The organism is Poseidonocella pacifica, from assembly GCF_900111875.1.
GTDB lineage: Bacteria > Pseudomonadota > Alphaproteobacteria > Rhodobacterales > Rhodobacteraceae > Poseidonocella > Poseidonocella pacifica.
Genome location: NZ_FOJU01000006.1, coordinates 61,788 through 85,418 on the forward strand (window position 1 = coordinate 61,788; position 23,631 = coordinate 85,418).

Here is a 23,631-nt window from a genome sequence, read left to right on the forward strand (position 1 = left end):
CGGTATACCCATCGCTGAAGTGGCCTGAGGCTGACTGCCTGCACAAGATGTTGTAATCGCGGGTAATTTTGCGGGTCGCCCTCGCTTTTTTTTCAGGGGCCCCAGGGGACTAATTCCTTCGGGCCATGATGGACCGACCCCTCACCCGCGACGACCTCGAAGTCTTCTTTCGGATTCGAAAGAAGCCGGGAAGCGATGACCGGCGAGCCTTGGCTAAAGTCCTCGGGGCGCTCGACATCCGACTTCGCGGCGAGACGACACGCTGGCCCGTGGTATGGCGGGCCATCGGCCTCGCGGAACGTCAAAGCCGAAACCACCATTTGGAATTGACTGAACCGCTGCTCACCGCGGCTGCCGCCGCTGACCTGCTCGGTCAGGCCGATCCTTCAATCATCTACCGTTGGTCAGTGGGCAAACTTCCGGCGGGGACACCTCCGTTCCCTCCTGTGATCGACCTGTCGGGTGGACGTGATAACGCGCGCGCGAAGCGCTGGCGCAAGGCAGAGGTGCTCGCATGGCACGAGCGCCGTCCACTCCCCCAATACGCAAAAGCCGCGCCGGTTTTCGGCGCGCTCACTCCCCCGAATTGAGGTCCATGGCGATGCCTTCTCACCCGCGGGACACAGCGATTTGCACCCAGACGACCCGGCACACACGCAAGCGACCAGGATACAAACGCCCGCCCGGTTTCACAGGCGGCAACCTCGGAGGCGTGTGTGTCCCAGGTGCGCTTTGGCGACCGGAAGCGCACGCAAGCGACCCGCACCCCTCGCTGATCCAATACAAGCAAACCATGAGAGGAACATTCCATGCTTGATCTGACCAACCGCCCCCAGACCCCAACAAGCGCCATGGCGGTCGCCAGCACCGCGCCTGCCGCGACGCAGGGAGCCCGCCCAACGCTTGCGGATCTCAAGGCCCACGTCTCGGCCCGGACCGACGTGACGCCATCGGTCAAATCCAGATATCTCGGGGCAATCGGCGAGGTGGGGGAGATACTGAACCGGCCACTCGTCGCGGTCTCGGCCGAGCTGTCGCTCGTCGAGGAGCGGTTTCCGCTCGACGGATTCGATCCCGACCACTGGCCGACGGATGTGGCCTACCGGCTCTTTCGGCGCCGTCTCCAAGCCCCGTTGCGGCAGTTCCTCGGCGTGCACGAAGCACAGGCCGCGCTGCGGGCACAGCAGGATGACTGGACCCGCCTCTTCGCCGCGATCAAGCCGCTCGCCGAAGGCCGGGTCGGAAAGAATGCGAAATGGCATCCCATGAAGCTCGAAGCACTCAAGACCTTCGCATTGGTGGCCCGGTCCTACGGCTGGCAGCCGCAAGACCTGACGCTGGTCGAGGCGCGGCGGATCGACGCCGATTTCCGCGGCAACAAGCGGGACGCCAACGCCCGCGCACTCCGGCGGCTCGATGAGCTACGGACATTCCCGGAGCTGCTGCCCCTGCTGCCGCAGCGTCCGATCGGGTTCGGCGCCGAGCGGCGCGTTCCGCTGATAACGGAGATCGAGCCGGTCTGGGAAGCGCAGTTCCTGCCGTGGATCGAGGCGGTCACGAAGACCGGCTGGGACCCGGTGAGCCAGGAATTCGCAGACGAGCATACTAAGCACGCAGCCGTAATGCGTGCGGCTATGCGCACCGGCCTCCGTATCGGGCTCGAGATCGGTGCCGTGAGCTCCAATCAACCGGACCTCAAGGCCATTCTTGCCGATGACGAAATCGTCTGCGCCATCGCCGGAGAAATGCTGGCGCGGCACGATCGGTCAAAGAAGAAGGGCCGTCTCAGGCCCCGCACGTCCCGCAAGTATATCAAGATACTCAACCAGTTCCGCGCCCATCTCGGCATCGAGACGGCAATGCTGAAGCAGGTGCTGGCGAACAACGATGTGGCTCGCAAGGGAAAGCAGGCGGAGAAATCCATGACGCCCAAAAACCGCAAGTTCTGCGAGGGCCTTATCGAAAAGCCGGCTCTGCGCAGGCGGTTTCTAACGTCGTTTCAGGTGCTGCGCGCGGCCGCAGAGGCCAGCCTCGCGCGAATCGCCGCGGAGGACCGCAAGCCCACGCCGGGGGAGATCGCGCGCGTGCGAAAACTCGGTGCTGCGGCCTGCTTTGCCGCGATCGAGATCGGAGGAGCTCCTATCCGTGTGGAGAACGCCATGCGCCTGACCTGCGTGGAGAACGACGCGCAGATCCGCATTCCGAAGAAGGGCAAGCAGCCGATCAAGATCCACATTCCTGCGGCGCTTACTAAGAATAAGGTCACGATCGAGTTTCCGATCCGGCTGAACAAGCACGGCTATCACGACACAATCCACTGGTATCTGCGCGTCATCCGCCCGCTCTTCGCCCATGCCGCGACGAGCCCTTACCTGTTTCCGGCAGTCAGGACGCCGGGCGCCTATCTCAACCCGGACTTCTTCGGGGCCGAGTTCGCAGGACTGATGCGGACGGTGGTGAACCTGCCGATGACGCCGCACCAGATGCGGCACGGCCAGACCTCTCTCCTGCTCGAGCGGCACCCCAACGAGATCGAGGTGATCGCAAAGCGGATCGACGACACGCCCGGCACCCTGCGCCAGTTCTACGGCTGGCTGAATTCGATGAAACTGGTCGAACGCGGCCAGGATCTGCTCGTCGAACTGATGGAGAACTGAGATGAGCTATGACACCAGGGAGCGCGAGGAGATCCTCGCGGCGCCCCGCTTCGCGCCCTATCGCGAGTTGCCGGGTATAGCCCGAATCGGCCAGCGCGAACTCCGCGCGCTCGACAGGTTCTTCGCCTTCGCGGAAACGCGCGGGGTGAGCGTGCCGGCCGTGGCGGACTTTCTGGCCTTCGCCGCGGCCGACAAGTCCCCGCGGAAGCTGGAGGATCTGCGCACTGCCTTCGACCGGCTGCTGCCAGAGGGAACGCCTGTGCGGGACACGGTGCGCGACGCGATACGGGCCAAGCGCCCGCGTGGGCGGTCCTGCGACTGGCGGAGCCGCGAGGTGCTGCGCGAAGACCCCCTGATGGCGCCCTATCGCAACCTGCCCGCCTTCGACGATGTGCCGCTCGAGGATTTGCGCGTGCTCGCACGGTTCCTGGCCTTCGCGGAGGCGCGGGGCATTTCTGTGCCCACGGAGGCGGACTACCTCGCCTACACCGCCGATACCGGCTCGTCCCGGCGCTTGCGCAGCCTCAAATGCGCGCTCGACCGCCTGCTGCCGGGCAATCCGGCGGTGCATGTGGTCCTCGCAGCGGCCATCGCGGCGAAGGCACCCGCGCACCCTGGCGAAAGCAAGCGCCAACCGCGTGTTGCCGCGCGCCGCGTCGACGTCTCGAATCTGCCGACTGAATGGCAGGCGTTGCTGCGCGATATGCGCCTCGGCGCCCTGCCGCTGCATGTGGCGGCGCCGGCGGCCTCCCGCGTCGACGGCATGGAGGACGTGCTGCGCGAATACGCCCATGTGCAGCGGGAAGCTGGCGCTCGGCTCGAAATCACCGTCGAGGGCGTGCGTCGCCTCGAAGCGTCGCGCGCAGCGCATGCGGCGGCGCGCTCGTCGCCGAAACATCGCGACCAGGGCAATCGGCCCGCTACACGTCACACGGCCGTGATGCGGTTGCGTCAATTTAGCGAAGCCCTCAGCCTCGATCCGGCTTTGATTGCCGATCTTCGCGCGCACGAGAACGCGCTGCGCCGGAAACTGGACACGGTGGTCCCGCTCAAGTTCGCGAGGCTCGAAGACCTGCCCGACCTCAAGACCACTTGGACGTTGGCCCACAAGCTGCTGGACGACAGCGCCGCGGAGCCCCGGCGCCAGACCGCGCTGCGCCTTCTCAACGAGGCGGCCGTCATCGCCGTCTGGACGTTGCTACCGCTCCGCCTGCGCGACGGGCAGCTCCTCTGGGAACGGCACGTCCGGTTCGACGACCCTCGCTACCGGGTCGATATCGTCACCGCCAAGGAGGATGAGCCTCTTAGGGGACCGCTGCACAGGGTCCTGACCCCCTTTCTCGATGCGCTGGTTCTGCGCGGACTTGATCCGGCCTGGCTCGGCGAGATGCGGCCCCGCGCGATGGATCAGCAACTGCCGCTTTTCCGGGACGTAGACGGCCGCATGCTGGCGCGCAGTTATCCGTCGAAGGTCTGGCGGACGCATTTCGGGACTGGCGCACACATCTCGCGCTCCCGCGTGCATACTGAGTTGGGCCAGCTCGGCCCCGAAGGCGTAGAGGCCGCCTTGGCCATCGAGGCCCAGCGGGACCCGCGCACCGCCGCGCACTACCACGGGAAGGCCGTGTCAGCCGCCAAACGCCTGCGGGGGCAAGAGATGGTCGATTGTCTCCTCGAGGAGTGCTTCGAGGCGGAGTCGCCTGTCCAAACCGGTGCTGGCGCAGGATAACTCAATCCCGCGGCCAATAGGGTTCTGGCGCAGTGATCCGATCCGGGTTCGGGGGGCGACAAGGTTCTTTGCGCTCAAGGCAAAAGCTAAGCTACTTCAGCACAGATTGGATTTTCAGTATGAGTGAAACGGACATCCGACCCGAACATTTAGGATGGGTCGAAATCGCCCTCCGAGCCGCCAATCCAGACCTTCCACTGCTGCACATCTCCGCGCAATGTCACTTTGGATCTGCAAAACGTATCGCCTTTGTCGACATCTTCGGCGTGGAGAAAGATGACACCCGGCGTCGCCAAGTTCGCGCCGAAGCACACGACACCCTTCGGCGCCTCGGCTACGCCATTAAGATCGAGTCCGGGCGCGACGTATACGATATCGAACCGGTTCGGCCGGTATCCGCGCACGACCTCATGCGCATGCTGGGGTGTCTGCAAGCCGCTTGCGAACAAGAAAACTGAACCGGCGGACCACATCTCCCTGTTCTTATCCAGGCAGACTGAATCTCAGCGCCGCGTGGGTGGCTCATTTCGGCAATTCAACGGCCTCAGCGACACTGCCGGTTTGCTCATATAATGGCGACGCCCGCAGACGCGTCGCAGCCAAGCCTCCTCCGAGCGAGCATAAGCTCATTGCCCTGGTGCGGCGCCCGTCCCTCTACCGCCCTGGAGTTCGACGCGCAGGGGCAGGAAGAAAAAGAAGACAGCCCTACAGCGAAGGCGCTGGCCTCAGCCCCCGCTAAGCTCGTCTTTCAAACCGGCAACACCACCAAGTTCAGTTGCGACGGACAACCATGTGGGCATGCCCGCGCCGGTAAGGAAATCCGTTATAAGTGCCTCGCTGGCCGGTAGCGTCGAGAAGGGGGGAGTTGTCCGTATCTTCTTCTGAGACGGCCTCGATGGCCGTCGCAGCGGATGGTCCAGTGGCCTGGATATTCTGGTCTTCGTCGAACGCGATATAGCCTGCTATTGTAACAATGAGTCTTCAAGCACGAACGCAGCTACAAGAGCCGCAAGGTCGTGATGGTGAACGCGCACCGGCGGTGTAGCGGACGAACCGTCACTGCCGCGGCGTATGGTCGGACCGCTTGGTGGACATGCCTGACCTTCTTGCCGCCGCACGTCCAGCCTCTCAATTCACCTGAAGCACCCGGACTTCGTGAAGATAGGCGCCGGCGCGGTATTCTATGTAGTCGCCGACCTCGGCATCGAGCAGCGCCTGGCCCAGCGGCGTGTGCACTCCAATCATGCCAAGGTCGACATCATGGCCGTCCTCGACCAGCGTGATCTCCATCTTGCCGCCGCGATTGCCGCGTTTCTCCAGCCGCACCGTCGATCCGATGGTAACCACGGCCCGCCTGTCATCGGCCTGAGAGCGCATCGCTGGCTCTTGGGGCGGCATGGCGTCGTTAGTCGTCGCGGCGCCGCCGAGCGCGAGTTCAGGCTGAGGGGGCGCGGAGCGCACCGGCTTGCGCTCGGGCCGGGCCATCTGCGGGACGCCGAAGAGGTCCCGGGGCGCGTCCGGCCCCGTCGAGCCTTCGCGGTCGGGCGTAACAGAGGTGCCATGAGCAGAGGGGCGATCGGAGCCGCCGGAATTTACGTCCTCCGGCTCGGACGCGGTGGAGGAAGGTGTCGGCTTTCGCGTGGTATCGGCCGGGGCTTGGCTTAAAATCGTCATCGAGTCACCCTCTGAGGCGGACGCTTGCGCCTCATTGGCAGGCTCACCTGCCGTGGGCGCCTCGCCGGTGACAGCGCCAGCCTGCGCAAATGCATCGATGAGGATTACCTCGGTGAACCGGTCGTCGATCGCGGTGACGCCGATTGGCTCGATCTTGAGCCGGTCCAGCGTCTCGCACAGGTTGGCCCACCAATAGTCGCGGTTGGCCTTCCACTGGCTGCCGAAGACTCGCCAGAAGACCCAGCCCGCTCGCTCGAGTGCCGCCTGCCGGATCATGTCGTGCTCCCATACCTCGGGTCCGTGGAACTGGTCCCCGTCGAGCTCAATGGCGAGGCGACGGTCATCGGCCCCCTCGACCACAAGGTCGATGCTGAAGCCGCCGGCCGCCACTTGCGGGCGGACCCGGTAATTGGCGTCGAGCAGCATCTGAAGCACTTCGCGTTCGAACCCGCTGTCGCAGCGATCGAGTAGCGTGTCGATCTCGCCGCCGGTCACGACCCGCCCGTCGGGCATCGGGTTGGCGAAGTGCTGGAGGATCTGAGCCTTGATGTCGTTTGGCCTGAGGTCTTCGAGCTGAACCGAACGCACGAGATAGAGCCGGTCTCTCGCCCGGCTCATCGCCACATTGATGCGTTGCTGGTCTTCTCTTTTTGTTTGGGAGTATGCGTGGCCCGGCGTGGCAACCATCGACAGGAACACGATAGAACGCTCCTGCCCCTGCATGGTGCGCGCATCGCCGTAGATGATGTGCCTCTCTTCGATCTTCTCGGGCCCGATCCGATCGTCTTCTACGAGCATTCGGCCGATTTTCTCGGCCTGTTCGCTGCCGATAAGGGAGATGACCCCGATGTCACGGCCGTCATGTCCCGGGTCCTGAATCAGGCGGGCGATCTCATCGACGATCCAGCGGGCCTCGGACGCATTGGTCTTTCCCTGGCGCGCGGCACCCGGGATGTAGACATCCGCGAGCGGCGGGTCGAAGCGCTCCGAGGCCTTGGGCACTCGCAGCGGCACCAGCTCGTTGTTGTAGTAGCGTGTCGAGAATTGGATGATCGGCGCCACGCAACGGAAGTGCTCGCGCAGCATCACGTGGCTGTCCGGGTGCATGCGCTTGGTGATCTCGAAGATTGACGAGTTTTCGTCGATTAGGTCTTTGCCCGGCAGCCCCTCGAGGAACTCTGCGCGCAACCCGTTGATCTTCTGCATCGAGATACCGACCACGGACGGACTCACCTGTTCCTCGTCACCCACGACAAGGATCTTCTTGCCGCGCGCGAGGGCGGCCAGCGCGGTGATGTCGCTCTGCGATGCCTCATCGAGAATCACCAGATCGAAGTCGCCGAAATCGGCGGGAAGCTGTTCGGGGATCTTGTATTCCGGCATGATCCAGACCGGGGCGGCCGCGGAGGCTCGCTTGGCCGCGTCCCGAGCGGCACGGATGAACCGCGGCGCCTTCTTGCCTTTACCGGTGCCGATCTTGGCCACGGCTTGGGTGAAGGCTTCCATGGCCTGCCGGATGGAGGGCGTCATACGCTCCTTGAGACCGAGAAGCGTGCGGGTCCTGATAAGTTCCTCGAAGAGACGCCGCCGGCGCTTCATGGCGTCGGCCTTGGCCTTGCGATGATCGTCCCCGTTGCCGAGATCGATGATGCGATTGACCCGGGCACGCATCTCGGCCCACGCCCAGGCCTCCTTCCAGGTATCGGGTATGAGATCTGGCGCGGCATCGGGGCGGTCCTCAAGCCGCGCGCGCCATTCTGGCGCGCCGGCCTCCGAGAGTGCGTCGAGATCGGCGCCCAGTTCTTGCAGCCGCCGGGAGACCTCCGCGAGGCGGCCGAGCTCGGTGGTGATCGCGGCGCGGGCATCGATGATGTCGTTGGGATTGGTCTCTTCCCGGCCCAGCGCGCCCGCGAGATTGCCGAGCTCGACTATGACTGGAAGCGTCGCACCCTCGGAAAGCGTCCGAAGCTGATCGAGGGCGGGATGCGCGGCATATCCGTCCGGAAGATTGCCGCGGAGCGCGAAGAGGATGTCCGTGCAATTGAGCGAGTTGCGCAAGCCGTCGAGATCGAGGCCGAAGGGAAAGAGCGCCTCAAGGGCCGTGCAGACATGAGACAGACGTTCCGCGGTCGCGAGGGCCGTGCCGAGTTCCGCCTGTCTGTCTTTCAGGTATTGAGCGATTTCATGCGGCCGATCTGGCAGAACGGGAACAAGTTTTTCACCGATCAGGGGGCGCACCGCCAGAAGAATGCGTTCCCGGTTCCGCCGCAGGTGGTAGGCGTCGAGCACGGACCTCCAGTCGGCGACGGAGGCAGGCGCCGCATCTTTCACGCGGACCGAGCCAATGGCGGATTTGAGAGCTCCGTTGAAGATGCCAAATCCCACCGGCTTCTGGCCGGCCGCGCCGCGATTGACGGCAGCGACGAACTCATCCTCCTTGCAGTTTCCGAGGCCGTATCGCACGACGATGATGGCATCGAGGTCCTTGAACCCAGAGAGAAACCCCAGCAACGATTTCAGGTCTGTCCGATCGATCCCGTCTTTCTTGCTCAGCGCGCGCCGGGTAAGGGCGCGCACGGCTTCAGACTGCTGATCGATGTCGCGGGAGAGTGCCTCGGCTTCGGCGAGGACCCGGGCGGCCTGCTCATCGGCGCCGGCATTGTCGCGCGCCATGCGCGGAGCGGTGGAGTAGTCGACGATCTCGCGGTTGTTCCAAGCGAGCTCGGCCTTGTGTGCTGCGATGAGGTCGGCGGTGCCGGGCAGTTCGGATGGGTCGGGGAGCGTGGCGCCGGCATAGACGATGTCGGCCGCGAGCTCCGGAAGATTGCTCTTGAGCCGCACGAGCACCGCGTCGAGTTGCGCCGGTGGCTGGCGATCCGGTGCGTCGGTGAACCAGCCATGCGCGAGGGCCTCCTCCTCGAGCAGACCGACGAGATCCATTGGCGTGGGCGTGTCGCCTTTCCACTCAAGCCGGTCGAGATTGGCCTGCGCGATGCGCGCAAGCGCCTTGTCCGCCTTTCCGGCCGTCTCGTCGCAGTCGATGATCTGCTGCTCGAGTTTTCCCTTTCGGGCCACAGCGGCGGCGGTGTCGAGGGTGACGACCTCGTGCGACAACTCCTTGACCGCGTCCTGGAGTTGCTGGGCGCTGTCGCGGTCGGTGCCCACGGAGGCGATGGCGAGGGGCCGCAGGGACTCCGGGAGCTTCTCACGGACGGCCGCGATCGCCTCGGGTGTTCGTGCGGTGACCAGGACGCGCTTTCCGAGCGCCATCTGGTGGCTGATGATGTTGGCGATGGAATGCGACTTGCCGGTGCCCGGGGGACCGGAGACACAGGCGACGGCCACCTTCGGATCGTCGAGCAGATCGGAGATTCGACCTTGCTCGTGGTTGAAGGGGAGCGGGAAGAAATGCACGGGGTGAGCGTTGCCGCCATCGGCGGCGGTGGCCTGGCCCGCGCCGGCGCGCGCCGCGCCTGCGGCTTCGGCTGTCGGCCGTGGCTCCGCGGTGGCGTAGGTCGATCCGGCGCCGTCTGTCTCTCCGCGTAGCACCGCCATATCGAGGCCGAAGGCGCTTGTTGCGCGCTTGGGGGCGTCTGGTGGGGTGACTGCGTATCCGCGAAGTGAGGCGGGCACCTCGGCCGTGTCGTCATCGATCTGCTTGCGCAGCGCGCCGAGGTCGTTGAGCCGTGCCTCGTTGGAGCGCGGGCGGCCGAAAATGGCCCAGCTCGAGGTCACGCGGAACTGTTCTTCGGCGGGAGGCAGCGCCTTGCCCTCTTCCATCATCTCACGGGTCACGTGCTCGCCGTCGCTGGCGATCTCGCTGGCCACCGTGTCGAGGAGGGGTTCCCAGAGCGCGCCCGAGAAGGGCGTGAAATCCAGGTTGCCATCGAGAAAGACAGAGAGCTGACCCTGGAGGGTGTGTTGCAGCTTGTGTGAGTTGTCGACCTCGATCTCGATGTAGGGCTTCAGGGACAGGCCGGGCGCAAGATCCCGCGGCCGGATAGCGATCACGCCGCCCGGCTCGAGGTCTATGTCGACGAGCTGCTCAATGACCGGCATGTCTATCTTCGCGCCGCGATGTTTCCAGCGGCCGACGCCGATTCCCCAGACGAGTTCAGGGGGGGCGCCCTCGGAGGTGTGGATTGCGGAGTGGATGGAGAAGAGATTGTTGTAGAGATCGATGGTCCGGCGAACCGGTTTTTCGTGCTTGGCCCATTCAGCCCAGGGGCCACCGACATATTTCACAAAGTCCCGCCTCATCTCGGGAAGGTTTTCGGCGTGCAGGATCACCTTTACGCGGCTTTCCGTCGTGACGCCGTTCTCGATGATCGGGCGCACATCATCCGGATCGAGGAGACCGCCCTCGCAGAGATCGGACGCTTCTTCGATGTTGACCTCGACAGAGATCGCGGAGCGCATCTGCGGCGCCTTCATGGGGTCCTTGGGCTTGGAGACGAAGAACGCGGCGACGTGCTCCACGGCGTCAGGTGGCGCGGTTTCGCGCTGCCGTTCGATCCGCATCCAGGCACCGTCGTCGCAGTCGAGGTGAACGCCCGGCGCTTCGTGAAAATCGTTTTCGTGAAAGACCCCGAGGCCCGCCTGCATTTCCATCTGGACTTTCTCGCGGGCGCGCAGAACGCCTTCCGCGAAGCCGAGCAGTCCGGCGAGTTTCTGACGATCCTCGAGGGTCATCTCGGGGGGGGCGAAATGATCTTCCATATGAAATTCGCTCTCCTTGCCTCTGTCTGTCCTGCCGAAGCGTTGGGCCTTCCCGAGAGAAGATTTCAGGTCCCGATTCGGCTACACGACGGACATAGTGGACAGAATGCCAACGCTGATAGGAAATGTCAGCCTTGTCTGGGCCTGGTATTCCTCGTCTTGGTTATCACACGGCATTGTCGCCCATCTCTGCTGACAACGATTTGCTCGACAAGGAATAATCAATCGGCGCGTCTCGCCACCATCCCATGAGGTCCGGTTCAGGCCGCTGCGACATCCCGGCCGGGCAACTCGATCACCCGCACACCGCTGATCCGGTCGCGTGCCATCTCCACCAGATGCGCGTGATGGGTGAACAGGATGGCCTGTCCGCGGCTGCCCAACTCTGCCGTCAGATCGAGGGCGGCGGCGGCGCGCTGATCGTCGAAGCTCTCAAGGATGTCGTCCGTGACGAATGGCAGCGGCCCGGCGTCGCGCACGAAGGCCGCGTTGCCCGCGATGCGCAGCGCGAGATAGAGTTGTGCGCGCGTTCCCGTCGACATCCCGTCGGCCGGCACCGAACGTCCCTCAGAGATCCCGACAAGCCTTTCGTCCTGCCCCTGCACCCATGTGTCGAGCCGGGACCAGACGCCGCCGGTTAGCCGGCGGAACGCAGCCTCGGTGTCGGCCAGCATCGGGCCCCGGCGGTTTTCACCAAGACGCCGCAAAGCGGTCCGCGCAGCTGCTGCGGCGATCGCGCGCGCTATCGCCTCTCGTGCGCCGCCGGTCAGGTCTTCCAGGATCGCGGCCCGCTCTTGATCGGCCTCCGCCCCGCCGCCGGCCTTCAGAGCGGAGGCAAGCTTCTGCTGCGCGGCGCCGGCTTCTCGGTCCGCGGCAGCGCTCGCATCTTCGGCGCGTGTCAGGTCGTCAGCGAGTCCGGCACGTCGAGCCGGATCGAGGATCGCCTCTTCTTCGTCGAGCCTCACCGCATCGAGGTCCCGTCCGGTCTCGGAGATCTCCGCCTCCGCGCGTTGTCGCTCGCGACGCAGGCTGTCCCGCTCCTCGAGCCTGGTGACAAGTTGGTCGGGCGACACGTCGTCGGGCATTTCCTGACCGGCCAGTAATCCCGATATGCGCCTTGCCGCCAGCTCCTGCGCCGCGCGTGCGTGTTCTACCGCGGTTGCAGCGTCGTCACGCTGCTTGGTGGCGGCGACGATCTCCGCCGCAATGCGCTCCGCCTGGGTCCGGCGCTGGCGTGCCGCCCGCACCAGCGCCTCGGCGGTGACGGCAGGCCCGATTACCTCGCGAATGCGCGGTGCGACCGCCTCGAAGGTTTCCAGCGCCTGCTCCATACGCCCGATCCGGTGATCCAGTTCGCGCACCTGATCCAGGGTATTGGTGAGCTCGGCGGCCACCGGCAGGGCCTCGCGCAGGGCGACCGGGGACATCCGCGCGGCCCAGGTTCCTGCTGTCACCTCGGCCAGAGCTTCCTTGCGCGCCGCGAGCCGCTCCTGCGCACGCTTCACCTTCCGGTCCAATTCGGCCCTCTGTTCCTCTTTGGTCTGCCAGCGCGCGAGGGCCGTCCCGGCCTCGCGCAGCTCCGACAGTCGCGCCTTCGCGGCGACGCCAAGGGGCATGTCGTCCAGAGACGCACTGCTCCCCGCCAGAGCCTCTCTCACATTGAGTTCCAGATCTGCCTTTCGCTCCTCCGCCCGCCCGAGTGCAGCAGTGGCGGCGCGCTGCCGTTCTGCCGCCTCCAGCGCGAGCGTCAGCTCCCGGCGGCGCGGCAGAAACGACTCCGGCGGGGTGCTTGGGTCGAGCAAGAGACGCGGCGCGAGCGCCGCAAGCCGGTCACTCCCGGCCTCGCTCTCTGCCAGTGCTGCCACGGCGGAACGCCCGGCGACGGCCTCCTCTGCGCGGGCCATTTCAAGCTCCTCGGACCGGCGCAACAGTAGGGCGCGCGCCTCGGCCCCCTCCGCGTGGGCTGCCGTGGCCTCGTCGTCAGCGCGCATCGCGGCCTCGAATGTCTCGGCTGTTTCCTCATCGAGGGCCGCGCGGTGGGTGGACCATGCGTGTTCCCGCGCGCGCCTGCGGCGCTGGATTTCCGCGATGTCCATCGCTGCGGGGTTGGTCGCGGCGGCAGTGTAGCACGCTTCGGCTGCTTCACGCGCGGCAATCGCATCGTCGCGTTGTTTCTCCGCAACCGCCTGTGCATCGGCGGTTCGCGCTACCGCCTGCACCGTCGCCGAGACCTCCTCCTCGGTCGGGAGGCCCTCCGGCGCCACATCTGTCTTCCAGCCTTCTGGAAGGCCCGCCGCCGCCATCTCGGTCGCCGAGACGGCCTCCGCCTCTCTTTCTCGAAGGGCCTCCACATCCGGGGCCTTGGTGCTCAGGCGGTCCCACGCCTCGGCCAGAGCCGCTTCTCCCTGTGGGGTGCGCGGCGCATCGCCTTGCCCATCCTCCGCGTCGGCCAGTGCCTCCTGCGCGCCGCGCAGATCGTGCTCCGCGTCCCTCACCTCCTGAAGCTGCGACGCCAGGAGATCAAGCGTTGCCGGAGCAAGACGCATGTCTTCAGCTGCCGCCTCTGGGCCGCCCAAGCGTCCCGCCAACGCGCCAGCCGCTGTCGCGAGTCGGTCGCGCTCTGCGCGTCGTTTCTCCAGATCTGCCTCGGCCCCCGCAACGCGCAGCAGCAGCGGCTGGTCGTCGAACCGCAGCCCGTCCAGATCGTCGAGCAACGGGCCAAGATCGAGCCCTTCCGGATCGGGCATCAGCTCCTCCGACAGCAGCCTGGACGCTTCGGCACGATCCTCCGTGGCGCGGCGTTCTCGTTCTGCGGCCTCTCGCGCTTTCGCGGCGACGCGCACCACCTCATGCGCGGCCCCCTGCGCCAGGTCGGGACCGGCGGGATAGCTCGCCAGAGCTTCTGCCAGATCAGCCTGACGCGCACGAAGGTCCCGCCGGCGCGCTGCCGCCTCGGCGTAGGCGATCGCCCGGCGCGACGCGGCCACGGCCTCGCGCGCATCTTGCGCGGCCGCCTCGCGGGCCGCCGCCTCGGTGCGGAGTTCGTCAAAGCGCATCGGCGAGAGCCGCCGCTCGCGCATCTCTGTCTCCAGCTCCTTCAGCCGTCGTTTCGCGACCGGGAGCACCTGCGCGCTGCCGCCCTTCTTGTAGAAGTGCTCGACATCCTCGCTGACCTCGTCCAGCGCGCGCGACAAGCCGGAAAGCCCACTGGTGCCGGCATGGAGTAGGCGGCCGAGATTGCCCTTCGCGGCGGCGATTTCCTCGCCGCCCGACCGCAACACGGCATCGTCCAGCGAAAAGCGGGTGCGGTAGGCGTCCCGGTCGAGCCCATGGAGCAATGCCGCCAAGCGGTGCTCGGCCATCTCGCGTCCACCGTCATCTGTTAGGGAGCCGGTGTTTCGTGCAGTGCGTTGCAGCACGAGCGGCCCTTCCGCCGTCTCGACCTCGGCCCCGACGAGCAGGTCCTTGCGCTCGAAGCGGAAGGCATACGGGTGGCCCTGCCTCTGGAACCCGTAGAGCAAGTCGAGCCAGGCGGCGAAGGCGGTGCTCTTGCCGGCCTCGTTGGGTCCGAAGACGACCGTGACGTCCGTCCTCTCGCCCGCGGCTCCGAAATCCAGAGAAATGCCCTCGAAGCGGCCGTAGCGCGCGAGGTCGAGCCGGCGCAGCCTCATGTTCCCTCCGCCAGTGCCAGACGCGCCGCGACGGCCGCCAGGCCTTCCTCTATCAGGTCATCCAACTCTCCGGGGTCAAGCACTTCGCGCAATTCTGCCGGCAAAACGTCCCGGAGGTCCGTCAGCAACCGCTCCGCCTCATCCCTGAAGCCGGGGCTTAGCGCCTCCTCCCGCATCGCGGCCGCGAGATCACCGACGAGAGCGGGCGCGGCGGGCGCCTGTCCGGGCTTAATGATCACGCGATCGAGATGCAGTCCCTCCAAGTCCTCGGCCAGCACCCCGAGGAAGCGCGCCGCCTCACCGGAACGCGCCGAGTAGACCTGCGCACCGGGCCCCGATAGCGTGACCCGCAGCACCGACGGGCCATCGCCGACGCGGGCGGTAGCCAGCGCTTCGCGCACCCGGTCAGCCTGGGCATCCTGCGCCTCTTCCGCTGGCATAGGCACCTCGATCTCGCGAAATGCTACCAGTTCGACGGGGATTGCTTCGGCCCGCGCTCCATGACCGTCGATCTCGACAAGCGTAACCGAACCACCTTCCGTCTCGCGAATGTGCCGACCCTGGGGAATGCCTGCCATAACCGCGAGCACGCCATCGCCGCGCCACTCCTGTCGCTTGTGGATGTGCCCCAGCGCCCAATAGTCGTAGCCGTGGCCGAGCAACTCGGAGACCGAGCAGGGCGCGTAGGGATCATGCCCGCTCGTCCCGTCCGGCGAGCAGTGCATTACGCCAACGTTGATCCGTCCTGGAACTGGCGCCGGATATCGGGGCAGGAAGCTCCGCGTCTCGGGCTGGCCGCCATGCGACAGGCCGTGGTAGCTCACGCCGCCCACGTCAACCGTGGGCCGGTTATGATCGAGGAGCATCACATTATCCCCGAGTGGGCCGTATCGCCCATGATCGAGCAGCCCGTCGTGGTTGCCGCGGATCAGGATCGCCGGGATGCCAGCAGCACCCAGTCGCGACAACGCTACCGTCAGCACCGTCCTCGCTGCGACATCAGGCACGCCATTGTCGAAAACATCCCCTGCCAAAACCAGCGCATCGACCTCTTTCTCGATAGCGATATCGACGATTTGCCGCAGGACGTCCCGCGACGCCGTGCGCAATCGTTCCCCGAGAATGGGATCACGAAGCGCCACGGAACGGAGCGGAGAATCGAGGTGAAGATCAGAGGCGTGCAAAATGCGCATGCGCGGAAGGATACTCATTCGCTTGAAGACCTCAACTCATTGCGCTGGGTTGCGCGCCCCCTTCGTCCACGAGCTCGCGTCTTTTCGATCCTCAACTTATCTGGACGCATGACCCGTGGCATGCGACGTCGAGGTAGATTGAGCATCAGGCGGACTGGTCGAGGCACGTGCTAATTGCAACCGACTCAAGAGAGACGAAGAAAATGAATGGCTTGACGCGATCTTGGCGGTAAAAGAATTCGAGACAATCCGCGGACGAGCATGGCCCAGATACGAAAACTCGAAGTTCTGAATTTCAGGTGCATCAGAAGCCGGTCTTGGTTCCCGACACCAGGCATCAATTGCCTCGTGGGCCCGGGCGACAGTGGCAAGTCGACTATCCTTGACGCCATTGATCTCTGCATGGGGGCGAGGCGCACGATCCAGTTTACCGACGCGGACTTCACCGATCTCTCAGTCGATACGCCGATAGAGATTACCATCACGCTCGGCGCATTGTCTGACCGCCTAAAGACCCTCGACGCCTACGGCCTCTTTCTGCGCGGCTTCGATGCCGAAAGCGGAGAGATTGAAGATGAGCCGCAGGCCGGTCTCGAAACGGTTTTGTGCCTCAGATTGACGGTGGGTGCGGACCTCGAGCCGTTCTGGACACTGGTCTCCGATCGAGCGGCTGCACTTGGGAGCGAGCGTTACCTCGCTTGGTCCGACCGGCAGGACATCGCCCCGACGCGGATCGGCTCGTTTTCGGACGTGAACCTCTCCTGGAAGCGGGGGTCCGTCTTGAACAAGCTATCAGATGAGAAGGCCGACGCATCCGCGATCCTGCTCGCTGCGGCGCGTGACGCACGTGCACAATTCGGCAGCACGGCGGACGAGCAGCTATCGGAAGGGCTGGCAAAGGTAAAGAAAGTGGCGGACGGGTTGGGCATTGGAGAAGGGAGCGACCTCCATGCCGAACTGGATGCCCATTCGGTCTCCGTGTCGGCCGGCACGATCTCCCTCCACAATGCCAACGGCATACCGCTGAAAGGAATGGGTATCGGATCGACACGCCTCCTGATCGCCGGTTTGCAGACGGAAGCCGCGTCTGGATCGGCGATCGTGCTGGTCGATGAAGTAGAACATGGGCTCGAGCCGCACCGGATCATCCAGTTCCTGAACGCGCTCGGCGCGAAGGAGTCCGAACCTTCACTCCAAGTATTTATGACCAGTCATTCGCCTGTAGTCGTTCGGGAACTCGGTCTGACGCCTTTGACAATCGCGCGGCGTGGCAGTCATGGTCCAGTCTTGAAACGAGCCGGAGACCACACTGAGTTGCAGGGAACGGCGCGGCTCTTCCCAGAGGCATTCCTCGCCAAGTCTGTATTGGTCTGCGAAGGGGCGACGGAAGTTGGGTTTGTAAGGGGGATAGACCAGTGGTGTGCTGACCGCGGAAAGCCGTCCTTCCACGCTGCGGGCACCTGCCTCGTCAGCGGCGGCGGAGACGAGATGTTGAAGCGGGCCTCGGCCTTTGTAGCGCTCGGCTATAGGACGGCCCTTCTACGTGATGACGACAAGCGTCCGGACCCTGTTGAGGAAGCCGTGTTCGAGTTGTCCGGCGAGGTCTTCAAGTGGCAGGAGGGTCGGAAAATCGAAGCGGAGATTTTTGCATCGGTCCCGTCTGGCGCGGCCATCGCCCTCCTCGACTTAGCTCTCGAAGACATGGAGCAGCAGGTCTTGGATGCACAGCTTTCTTCTGCCTCAGGCAACATGGTCAGCATTGCGTCGATCCGAGAAGAGGCACTGGCGGGCGAGCTCAGTCCAATCTCTCGAGAGGCCTTGGGGAAGGCGTCGGGAAGGAAGTCGGGTTGGTTCAAGACCGTGGGTGCGATGGAGCGTGCGGCGCGCGAAATCATCGGGCCGAACCTCGTTGCGGGGGACCCGTTCAGGTTAACGACAGGGCAAATACGCCGCTGGACACTCAATGCCTAACGACATCAATCTCTTGGACGTGGCCCGGGGCACAGTGGAGGCACCCGCAGGCTGCGGCAAGACAGAACTGATCGTCTCCGCTCTGCGCCGCCATGCCGGCCCGAAACCTGTCCTTGTGCTGACTCACACCAACGCTGGGATTGCCGCGCTTCGGCATCGATTGTCGCGACATCTGGTGCCAAAAGACCGTTACCGGCTGTCTACGATCGACGGCTGGGCCCTTCGCATCCTAAAGACCTTTCCTGCGCAGTCCGGTATTGCGCCTGCACACCTCGACCTCGAAAATGCTGGAGAGGATTACCCAGCCATCAAGGCGGCGATCGCGCGTTTTCTCACTGGTCGGCACGTAGACGACATTCTCTTCGCAAGCTACAGCCGGGTCATCGTCGACGAATATCAGGACTGCGATCCTGATCAGCATGTCGTGGTTTGTCATCTCGCGACCGTTCTGCCGACCGTCGTCCTCGGCGATCCGATGCAGGAAATCTTCAACTGGCGCGGCCGCCACCCGGATTGGGATGCCGACGTGGTGGGGAACTTTCCATTGGTCGCTGAACTGACTCGACCCTGGCGATGGGAAAATGCTGGCGCCCATGAGCTCGGGGCTTGGCTTCTCGCGGCGCGTCGCACGCTGAAGGCTGGTAGCCGGATCGACCTGAGAATGGCTCCCCCCGACGTCTCTTGGATTCGACTGGACGGTGTATCCGATCACGAAAAGCAGCGTCTCGCTTGTCTCACTCGATCTCCCCGGGCCGGAGGAGAAGTCCTGATCATGACAGGTGGGACTCAAAAGGAACTGCAACGGAAGCTGGCGAAGCAAACACCGGGGGCCGTGACGGTCGAAGCCGTCGATCTTACGGATGTCACGGACTTCGCAGGCGAGGTCGGTCTCGTCGCTCCGGGAAATCTCGAAGCCGCTCTCGACTTCGCCTTTGCGGTCATGACAGGGGTCGATCGTGAAGGCATCGCTGCCCGGGCGACAACAATCGCCGCGGGTCGGCACCGGGCACCGCCTGAGGCGCACGAACTTGCGGCTATACGATTCCGAGAAATTGGGGATGCCGCCTCCCTCATCGCCCTGTTTAGGGCTCTTGAGGCTGCGCAGGGTGCCCGGACATTCCGGCCAGAAATCCTGCGCGCTTGCATCAAGGCCCTCCAATCGTCCGGCCCCGATGTCAGCTTTCTGGAGGCTGCAAAGCGTATCCGCGAACAGCAACGTGTCCTCGGGCGACGGTTGCCAACAAGAGCCGTAGGAAGTCCCCTCTTACTGAAGGGGCTCGAAGGCGATGTCGCAGTGATCCTTGATGCGAGCGACTTCGACCGTGATCCAGCGAAAAACAGGAAGAACCTCTACGTCTCATTGACTCGAGGCTCAAGGAAACTGGTGGTCTGCTCGCCCTCCCACCTCTTGGGATGATAATACCGGGCAGCATTCCAGGTGGCGAAACCTTGGGCATCGCGCTTTGTCAGCTATCAGAGTTCAAACGGCCTGATCGACGCGCGCTCTAAAGAGAATTACACTTGTATGCTGCTTGCGATTGTGCACAAACTTAACCATCTGGTGCGCTTGCAGAGGCCGCACCGTTGATTTTACTGGATTTTCTGTCTCGCGCTCCGTCCCCTACCGCCGGAGCCAAAATCTCAGCTACCCTCTGAAATCATTGTGATTCCCCGCTTCGGAATCGAAGCTCGACGACGAGGTGCACATTTTGGTGCACCCGGCGGTGCACATCGCGTGCACAGGAGGGCATTTGCATGCCCCGGAATCGGAGCTTTCCACCTCACTTCGAGATCCGCCGCTCAGGCTACTTCTGGCGCAGACGCCTGTCCCGTCCCCGTAGGGGCCTGGCTGGCGCGGCTTCTTGCGTTTCCGGAAACGGGATCTGCACCCCATCGAAAAAGTCGTTCCTGTGTTTCTCGCTGCGCACCCACGTCCTCCGCGACGCGAAGTTCCTGGCCCGCCGCCTCACCGAGATGAGCGACCTGGTCTTCGCCGCAGACGCGGAGACGACGATGGCAATGACGCTGAAAACGCAAGCATGGATCTTGGAGTCCCTCGCTTGGTTCGAGATCGAGGCTTTCGAACGTGCTCGTTCCATCGCAGGTGCCCGCAGCTCGGATGTTGCGGCCATGGACTTGCGCCGGGAAGGACTCCTTCAACACACCCTTCGCCAAGCGCTTTATCACGGCGACCGGGGCGTGGCTCGTGAGGCGGTAACAGACACTTAACGTTCGATTTGTATTCTGAAAGCAAATCTGGCGTCTATTTTAAAGAAGCTGACGCGTGCATTGACTTTGCGGATCCGGACTCGTTTCGGAAGGCACTACGCTTCGCTGCACTTGCTCGCCGTATTTCGACTGGAATCGTTCATGAATTGCGACCGCATCAGCGAAACGGAGACGGATAGTCGGTGGATAACAGCTGTTCTGAGCGCCAATCAAGCGGTGTGGGACCACGATTTCGAGCGTAACCAGCATTACCTTTCGGATACCTGGCGTACCTTGCGTGGCCTCACGATCGACGATGACATCCCCCTCTCCACGGAAGAGTGGTTCACCACCATTCATGCGAACGACGTCGCTCACCTGCACGAAGAATGGCGCCAGATTGATGCTGGCGAGACGGACATTATCAACTACAAGTTTCGCCAGCGGCACAAGGATGGGCATTGGGTCTGGTTCCTGAGCCGGGGGCGCGTGGTGCGCCGCGATCCAGCCGGCCTTCCAGCGCGTATTGTCGGTACGGACACCGACATCACTGACATCAAGACCGTCGAACTGGAAAGCCAGCGCATGACGCAACGCTTGGCCGTCGCCATGGAAGCCGCGGGGATGGGGCGTTGGGAGCTGAACCTCGATACGGGCGAGGCCTACTGGGATGATCGCATGCTTCAAATGCTGGCCGTCAAGGATGGAAAGAATAATCGCCCGGGGCAAGACTGGCTTCAATACGTTCATCCGGATGATCGAGATGAGGTATACCCTTACTTGGCTGACCGCGTTGAACAAAAGCTGGACATTGAGCGAGATTATCGAATCCTGAATACGGAAGGCGAGGCCATCCATATACGGGCTCTTGCAAAGTTCGTAGACAATGCCGAAACGGGTCCGCGCTACTATGGCGTAAACATCGATATTACGCATGACAAGCTTCAGACCGAGGAACTCGAAAAGGCTCGGGCGCTCATGGAATATGAGAGCCGGCACGACGCACTGACAAAACTCGCCAACCGACGGAAATTGGATGAAGTCTTTTCGGAGCATGTCGCAAATAGCCGAAGTGGGGTCTCCGTTCTGCACTTCGACATTGATCATTTCAAACAGATCAACGACACGCTGGGTCATGATGCAGGAGACGCAACGCTTCAACATGCAGCCGATATTTTGCGGCGACACATAACAGGCGATGCTCTTGTCTCTCGCGTGGGAGGGGACGAGTTCGTGGCCTTGATGTTCAAAGCCCTGGACGAGCAAGCATTGCAGACCACTGCGGAGGCGATCATCCGCGAAATGTGCCTGCCGTTCGAATATCGCTCCCAGAAATGCGCGGTCGGCATCAGCGTGGGCATCGCAACCTCCAAAAACTGCGAAGCCGGAGACAACAGCCTCTTCATCAACGCAGATCTCGCTCTCTATGAGGCAAAAAAAGCCGGCCGCGGGCGGTATCGCTTCTATTCACCTTCGATGAAGGAGGAGGCGCGCTGCCGGAAGCACACCTTCGACGCACTCGCGGCCGGTATCGAAAAAGGCGAAATTACCTGCCATTACCAGCCCCAATTCGATGCGGCCACACTCGAGCTATCGGGTCTCGAAGCGCTCGTGCGGTGGGAGAGAGAGGCGTTCGGCCTGTTCATGCCGCACCAATTCCTCGGTGTTGCCGAGGACATGGGCATCCTTCCAGACGTCGACGACGTGGTGCTGCGCCGCGTGCTTCATGACATCAACAAATGGGAGAGGGCCGGGATCCATGTTCCGCCGATCTCGGTCAATGTTTCAGCCAGCCGGCTGAACGATCCCACATTTGCCGATCAGCTACGTACCTTCGATATTCCGGTGGGGATGCTGTCTTTCGAGTTGCTGGAATCGGCGTTCCTGGACACGAAGAACAACGTGGTCGATCGGAACCTTGACGTAGTCAACGAACTGGGCATCAATATTGAAATTGACGATTTTGGAAGCGGCCATGCGTCGATTGCCAGCCTGCTGGCAGTTTCACCAAAGCGACTGAAAATTGATCATGCACTTGTAAGCCCGATAGACACGTCGGAACGTCAAAGGGACCTGGTGAAGAACATAATCGGTATCGGTCACATGCTTGGGATCAAGGTCGTCGCAGAAGGTGTGGAGACTGCCGCGCACATCGAAATCCTGCAGGCAATGCGGTGTGATTTTCTGCAAGGCTTCGGACTGTCACGCCCAATGGATGGGACCAATACAGGCCATTTCCTTTCCACTACTGCTGAGGCGCGCGCCGCCCGCAAGCAGGCATGAGATCAAGCGCCTAAATCGGGCAGCGGTGAAATCAGGATAACCGGCAACCCGACGTCTCAACACTGAGGCTTCCCGAATAACTGGTGAGAGCGGCCATGCCCTCATTGTCTGTAACCGGCTCGACTTCTCGCGGTTGCTGATTAGGGGCGTTGAGTGTGAACGGCCCATAGCATGCGTAATTAGGCTGACCCCAATCTGAGGTCGATCTCCCGATATGATCACAGGATGTCTGTTAACACGGGAGAATGACGATGGAGTATTTTGCCGGACTGGATGTGTCGCTGCGATCGTGTGCGCTGTGCGTAGTGGACGCCAGTGGTAGCGTTGCCTGCGGGCGCGATCTGGTCTGCCAGGTCGGTGAGATCACCGATTGCTTGGCGAGCTTCTCACACCCGGTTGCAAGGATCGGATTCAAGGCCGGCACGACGAGCCAGCACTTGTTCTATCTTCTTACGAACAATGGCTTTGATGTCGTCTGCGTGGAAACGCACCAGGTCTGCGCCGCCTTGTCAGCAATGCGGAACAAGACCGACAGGAACGATGCCCGCGGCATTGCTCATATCCTGAGAACTGGCTGGTTTAGCCCGGTTCATAAGAAGAGCCGGGAAGCGCATGGCACGCGCGCACTGCTCAGTTGTCGCAAAGCCTTGCTCAACAGGACAATCGATCTGGCGGCCAGGAGTGATGAAGTCTGCTTACGGATGATGACGCTGCCGGGTGTTGGTCCGATAGCAGCATTGACCCCCAAGGCCGCGATCGATGACCCCACCCGTTTCAAAAGATCCCGTAACGTTGCCGCGCACTTCGGCCTGAAACCACGAAGATATCAGTCGGGCGAACACGACAACCCGGGGCGCACATCCAGAGTTGGCGATCGATGTGTTCGCGCAACTCTTTACGCGGCCGCCAATACACTGCTGATGCGCACTATGGCAGGATCGCAGATCAAATCCTAGGTTCAGGACTCATAGGCAGTAGATGACGAGTGCAGCGAGGGCGATTGCGGAGAGGAAGACTTTGGGGCAGCGGTCATAGCGGGTTGCGACACGCCGCCAGTCCTTGAGCCTGCCGAACATGATCTCGATGCGGTTGCGGCGTTTGTAGCGCCGCTTGTCGTATCGGATTGCTGTCTTGCGTTGCTTACGACCCGGGATGCAGGCGCGTACCCCTTTGTCTTTCAACGCTCCTCTGAACCAATCAGCGTCATAGCCGCGATCCTCAAGCAGCCATTCGACATCTGGCAGGCTGCTCAGCAGTGCAAGAGCACCGATGTAGTCGCTGACCTGACCGGCGGTCACGAACAGATTGAGCGGACGTCCATAGCTGTCGCAGATGGCGTGCAGTTTCGTGTTCATGCCACCCTTGGTTCGGCATCGTTGCAGAACTCACGGCTGAGGCATGACTTCCCCTTACCCCGCTGGCGTTATGCCACGCGAATGATCTCGGCAGAGCCGAGGGCATTGAAGCGGTTCATTAATGCAATGCGGACGTGGATCTCGGCGGTTTGGCGGTCTGGGTCTCTCGCG

The 23,631-nt window shown here is 63.2% G+C and carries 12 protein-coding genes and 2 pseudogenes; 9 read left to right on the top strand and 5 right to left on the bottom strand.

The features are described 5' to 3' along the window. The first annotated feature begins 125 nt into the window (after positions 1 to 125). From BM234_RS15960 to BM234_RS17325, 4 genes are all read left to right on the top strand, one after another. Positions 126 to 590 carry a hypothetical protein gene (locus BM234_RS15960; RefSeq protein ID WP_092066792.1) on the top strand — a complete coding sequence of 155 codons (465 nt, stop codon included), beginning with the start codon at positions 126 to 128 and terminating at the stop codon, positions 588 to 590. A gap of 219 nt (positions 591 to 809) precedes the next feature. Further along, positions 810 to 2,657 carry a hypothetical protein gene (locus tag BM234_RS15965; protein WP_092066793.1) on the top strand — a complete coding sequence of 616 codons (1,848 nt, stop codon included), beginning with the start codon at positions 810 to 812 and terminating at the stop codon, positions 2,655 to 2,657. Position 2,658: 1 nt separating this feature from the next. Further along, complete coding sequence (locus BM234_RS15970; RefSeq protein WP_092066794.1) at positions 2,659 to 4,386, top strand: hypothetical protein; 1,728 nt, start codon at positions 2,659 to 2,661, stop codon at positions 4,384 to 4,386. 119 nt (positions 4,387 to 4,505) lie between these two features. Then, on the top strand, positions 4,506 to 4,844 hold the full coding sequence (locus tag BM234_RS17325; protein WP_139226817.1) for a hypothetical protein: 339 nt from the start codon (positions 4,506 to 4,508) through the stop codon (positions 4,842 to 4,844). Positions 4,845 to 5,514: 670 nt separating this feature from the next. Here the strand turns inward: BM234_RS17325 and BM234_RS15980 are convergent. The 3 genes from BM234_RS15980 to BM234_RS15990 form a co-directional block, all read right to left on the bottom strand. Further along, positions 5,515 to 10,779: an AAA domain-containing protein gene (locus BM234_RS15980; protein ID WP_092066796.1), complete on the bottom strand. Its 5,265-nt coding sequence runs from the start codon at positions 10,777 to 10,779 to the stop codon at positions 5,515 to 5,517. 260 nt (positions 10,780 to 11,039) lie between these two features. Further along, a complete protein-coding gene (locus BM234_RS15985; protein WP_092066797.1) occupies positions 11,040 to 14,450 on the bottom strand; it encodes an AAA family ATPase in 3,411 nt (1,136 codons plus the stop codon). After that, positions 14,447 to 15,661, bottom strand: coding sequence for a metallophosphoesterase family protein (locus tag BM234_RS15990; protein WP_092066798.1), 1,215 nt, complete (start codon positions 15,659 to 15,661; stop codon positions 14,447 to 14,449). The genes BM234_RS15985 and BM234_RS15990 overlap by 4 nt, the downstream gene beginning before the upstream one ends. Positions 15,662 to 15,904: 243 nt before the next feature. On the opposite strand from BM234_RS15990, the gene BM234_RS15995 reads away from it, so the two are divergent. The 5 genes from BM234_RS15995 (at position 15,905) to BM234_RS16015 (ending at position 23,061) form a co-directional block, all read left to right on the top strand. Next, a complete protein-coding gene (locus BM234_RS15995) occupies positions 15,905 to 17,614 on the top strand; it encodes an ATP-dependent nuclease (protein WP_092066799.1) in 1,710 nt (569 codons plus the stop codon). Then, the gene (locus BM234_RS16000; protein ID WP_092066800.1) at positions 17,607 to 19,031 is read left to right on the top strand and encodes a UvrD-helicase domain-containing protein; all 1,425 of its coding nucleotides are present in this window, start codon (positions 17,607 to 17,609) and stop codon (positions 19,029 to 19,031) included. The genes BM234_RS15995 and BM234_RS16000 overlap by 8 nt, the downstream gene beginning before the upstream one ends. Positions 19,032 to 19,369: 338 nt before the next feature. Next, positions 19,370 to 19,843 (top strand): hypothetical protein, encoded by a 474-nt coding sequence (locus BM234_RS17585; protein ID WP_092066801.1) that lies wholly within the window; start codon positions 19,370 to 19,372, stop codon positions 19,841 to 19,843. A gap of 141 nt (positions 19,844 to 19,984) precedes the next feature. Beyond that, positions 19,985 to 22,105: a putative bifunctional diguanylate cyclase/phosphodiesterase gene (locus tag BM234_RS16010; protein ID WP_092066802.1), complete on the top strand. Its 2,121-nt coding sequence runs from the start codon at positions 19,985 to 19,987 to the stop codon at positions 22,103 to 22,105. Positions 22,106 to 22,356: 251 nt separating this feature from the next. Beyond that, positions 22,357 to 23,061 (top strand): transposase, encoded by a 705-nt coding sequence (locus BM234_RS16015; protein ID WP_245752706.1) that lies wholly within the window; start codon positions 22,357 to 22,359, stop codon positions 23,059 to 23,061. A 9-nt stretch (positions 23,062 to 23,070) separates the two neighbouring features. Here the strand turns inward: BM234_RS16015 and BM234_RS16020 are convergent. Continuing rightward, positions 23,071 to 23,475 (bottom strand): annotated as a pseudogene (locus tag BM234_RS16020) (IS5 family transposase); the annotation flags it as partial. Between the two features lie 53 nt (positions 23,476 to 23,528). Then, a pseudogene (locus tag BM234_RS17335) lies at positions 23,529 to 23,631 on the bottom strand (IS5/IS1182 family transposase); the annotation flags it as partial.

Excerpts from the sequence above, each read along its gene's own strand:
- BM234_RS15960 (WP_092066792.1), top strand. The coding sequence starts at position 126 with ATGATGGACCGACCCCTCACCCGCGACGACCTCGAAGTCTTCTTTCGG.
- BM234_RS15965 (WP_092066793.1), top strand. The coding sequence starts at position 810 with ATGCTTGATCTGACCAACCGCCCCCAGACCCCAACAAGCGCCATGGCG.
- BM234_RS15970 (WP_092066794.1), top strand. The coding sequence starts at position 2,659 with ATGAGCTATGACACCAGGGAGCGCGAGGAGATCCTCGCGGCGCCCCGC.
- BM234_RS17325 (WP_139226817.1), top strand. The coding sequence starts at position 4,506 with ATGAGTGAAACGGACATCCGACCCGAACATTTAGGATGGGTCGAAATC.
- BM234_RS15980 (WP_092066796.1), bottom strand. The coding sequence starts at position 10,779 with ATGGAAGATCATTTCGCCCCCCCCGAGATGACCCTCGAGGATCGTCAG.
- BM234_RS15985 (WP_092066797.1), bottom strand. The coding sequence starts at position 14,450 with ATGAGGCTGCGCCGGCTCGACCTCGCGCGCTACGGCCGCTTCGAGGGC.
- BM234_RS15990 (WP_092066798.1), bottom strand. The coding sequence starts at position 15,661 with ATGAGTATCCTTCCGCGCATGCGCATTTTGCACGCCTCTGATCTTCAC.
- BM234_RS15995 (WP_092066799.1), top strand. The coding sequence starts at position 15,905 with ATGGCCCAGATACGAAAACTCGAAGTTCTGAATTTCAGGTGCATCAGA.
- BM234_RS16000 (WP_092066800.1), top strand. The coding sequence starts at position 17,607 with ATGCCTAACGACATCAATCTCTTGGACGTGGCCCGGGGCACAGTGGAG.
- BM234_RS17585 (WP_092066801.1), top strand. The coding sequence starts at position 19,370 with ATGCCCCGGAATCGGAGCTTTCCACCTCACTTCGAGATCCGCCGCTCA.
- BM234_RS16010 (WP_092066802.1), top strand. The coding sequence starts at position 19,985 with ATGAATTGCGACCGCATCAGCGAAACGGAGACGGATAGTCGGTGGATA.
- BM234_RS16015 (WP_245752706.1), top strand. The coding sequence starts at position 22,357 with ATGGAGTATTTTGCCGGACTGGATGTGTCGCTGCGATCGTGTGCGCTG.